The organism is Frankia sp. CeTa3Moorea, assembly GCF_978021225.1.
This window is the reverse complement of the sequence record NZ_CDXDOR010000166.1, coordinates 6,935-10,036: the sequence shown is the minus strand read 5'-3', so window position 1 is coordinate 10,036 and position 3,102 is coordinate 6,935. Positions and strand designations below refer to the sequence as shown.

Annotated in this window: 1 protein-coding gene; it reads right to left on the bottom strand. The window is 74.6% G+C overall.

Going from position 1 to position 3,102, the window contains the following annotated elements; all coding sequences use genetic code 11:
- A partial coding sequence (locus AC08OV_RS20930; protein WP_476620164.1) for a type I polyketide synthase occupies positions 1-3,102 on the bottom strand: 3,102 nt, incomplete at both ends.

Here is a 3,102-nt window from a genome sequence, read left to right as displayed (position 1 = left end):
GTCCGGCACGTCGTCCGACACGACCCGGGGCCGCGGCGGCACGAAGTCCGACACGTCGTCCGACACGACCCGGGGCCGCGGCGGCACGAAGTCCGCCGGCCGCCCCTCGGGAAGCTGGCCCGGCCGGGCCAGGCCAGTCGGGTCGATGCCCAAGTAGCCCAGTACGACGTCACGTTGCGCCGCGACCAGTTCCCGGGTGGTCCGCAGGAACTCCAGCACCACGGCGTCCACCGATCCGTCACCTCCAAGTTCGGCCAGTCCGGCGGGCCCCGCCGCCGGGTCGTCGGTCGTCTCGCTGTGGTCGGTCACGCCGGTGCGGTCGAACGGGAGGGGCGGCGTCACGGTGTCCTCGACGAACCCGCGCACGCCGACGATCTCGGGCACGGAGGCGACCCCGGGTGAAGTCGTCCGCGCCGTCAGCCGGGTCGGCGGCCGCAGCCCACCGGGAAGGAACCGGCCGTCGGGCGTGCGCACGTAGGCCCCATCGATGAGCCAGCCGGGACGGCGCGGCAGGTCCGTCGCGCTGACCACCCGGGCGTCGCGGCCGGTAAACAGCGCGGAGGGGTCGAGCTCGACGCCGACGGCGGCGAGCTCGGCGAGGGCCAGCAGCAACCGGCGCAGCCCCGGCTCGCCGGCGACGTCGGTGGCCACCACCCGGTGCGGTCGACCGGCCAGAATCCTGCCGACGAGCTGCGCCAGGACGCGGCCGGGCCCGGCCTCGACGAAGGTCCGCACCCCCGCGGCGTACATCGCCTCGATCTGCTCGACGAACCTGACCGGCGCCGCCACCTGGCCGGCGAGCATCGCCCGCACCTCGTCCGGGCTGCCGGGGTAGGGCCCGGCGGTCGTGTTGGACCAGACCGGCAGGGTCGGCGCCTCGACCTCGACCTCATCGAGCCGGGCGGCCAGCGCCGTCGCCGCTCCCGCCACCACCGGGCTGTGGAAGGCGCACGCGACCGGGATCGGCTTGGCGCTGATGCCGGCCCGGCCGAGAGCCGCCACGGCGGCGGCAACGGCGTCCGTCGGCCCGGAGATCACGCTCTGCCGCGGGGCGTTGTGGTTGGCCACGACGACCCGGCCCGGTCCGGCCTCCCCACCCGCACCGGCCCCGTCGAGCACGGCGCGGACCTGCTCGACCGACGTGGAGACCGCCGCCATCGTGCCCGGTTCGTCGCCAGCGGCCGCCAGGATCGCCGCGGCACGGGCCTCGCTCAGGCCGATGAGGTCCCGCCGGTCCAGTACCCCGGCGGCGCACAGCGCGACCAGTTCGCCGTAGGAGTGCCCGGCGACGTGGTCCGGGCGCACCCCGAGGCTGGTCAGCAGGTCGTGAACGGCAAGCCCGGCGAGCCCCAGCGTCGGCTGGGCCGCGCGGGTGTCGGTGATCGCGGCTGCCTGGGCGGCCTTCTGCTCCCGGGAGAAGGCCGCCGGCGGGAACATCGTGTCTGCCCACCGGGGAGCGAGGTCCAGTACGGACCGCAGCCGTGGGAAGGCGATGAACAGGTCGGCGAGCATGCCGGGCCGCTGACTGCCCTGGCCGGGGAAGAGGAACGCGGTGGCACCCGGATCCGCGTCCTGGTCCCGGGTGAACAGGCCCGCCCGAGGGTTCGACGCGAACGTGCGCGCCTGGTCGATGGCGGCGGGCAGCGCGTCGAGGTCGTCGGCGACGAACGCGAGCTGGACCGGGTCGCCGCGTTCCGCACAGACGGTGGAGGCGAGGTCACGCAGGCGGAACGGCCGTCCGGCCGCGTCGTTCGCGGCGATCAGCCCGGCCAGCCGGTCCAGCGCCCGGGTGGCCGCCGCCCGGTCGGTGCCGCGGACGACGAACAACTCCGCGGGCCAGCGGTCGAGGCCATGGGCGGGCTCGGGTCCGCCGTCATAGGCGGACAGCACGACGTGGAAGTTGGTGCCGCCGAATCCGAAGGCCGACACGCCGGCGTGGCGCCGCTCGGCCGGGGCGACCCACGGCTTGGCGACGCCGTCGAAGTAGAACGGGCTGGTCTCGGCGTCCCAATAGGTGTTCGGCGTGTCGATGTGCAGGGTCGGCGGCCGCACCCCGGTCTCGACGGCCTTGGCCATCTTGATCAGACCGGCCAGGCCCGCCGCGCACTTCGTGTGCCCGATCTGCGACTTCACCGAACCCACCGCGCACTGGCCCGGCGTCGCACCGTGGTTGGTGAAGACCTCGGTGAGGGTGGCGAGCTCGGTGCGGTCCCCCACGACCGTTCCGGTCGCGTGCGCCTCCAGCAGACCGATCTCGCTGGGCGAGATCCCCGCCCGCCCGTAGGCCCGTTCCAGGGAGAGCACCTGGCCGGCCTTGCGCGGCGCGGTCAGCCCCAGGGCCCGCCCGTCGGAGGAACCGGCGACGGCCCGGATGACGGCGTGGATCCGGTCGCCGTCCCGTTCGGCGTCCGCGAGCCGCTTGAGCACGATGACAGCCACCCCCTCGCCAAGGCTGGTGCCGTCGGCGCCCGCGTCGAAGCTGCGGCACCGCCCGCCCGGAGACAGCGCATGGACGGAGGAGAACAGCAGGAAGTCGTGGGCGCCCGCGTGAGTGTCCACGCCGCCGCACAGCACCATGTCCGAGGTGCCCGCGACGAGCTCCTTGCAGGCGGCGTCAAGGGCGGCGAGCGACGACGCGCAGGCCGCGTCCACGGTGAAGTTCACCCCGCCGAGGTCCAGCCGGTTGGCGACCCGGCCGGCGATGACGTTCGCGAGCATGCCCGGGAACGAGTCCTCGTCCAACTCCGGCAGGAACTCCTCCAGCTCGGCCGGCAGGTCCCCGAGCAGCGCCGGCCACAGGGAACGGAAGCTGTAGGCACCGGAGAGATCCGTCCCGGCCTCCGTGCCGAAGACCACCGATGTGCGGGAGCGGTCGAACGCCCGGCCCTCGCCGACGGTCTTCTGGCCCACCTCCTTCTGGCCCACGTCGTACCCGGCGCCGCGCAGCGCGCGGGCGGCGACCTCCAGCGCGAGGAGCTGGCTGGTCTCGATGCTGCGCAGCGACTTCGGCGGGATGCCGTAGGCCAGCGCGTCGAACGGCACCTGCGGGAGGAAACCGCCCCATCTCGACGGAGTCCTGCGGCCGGCGTCCCTGAGCACCGC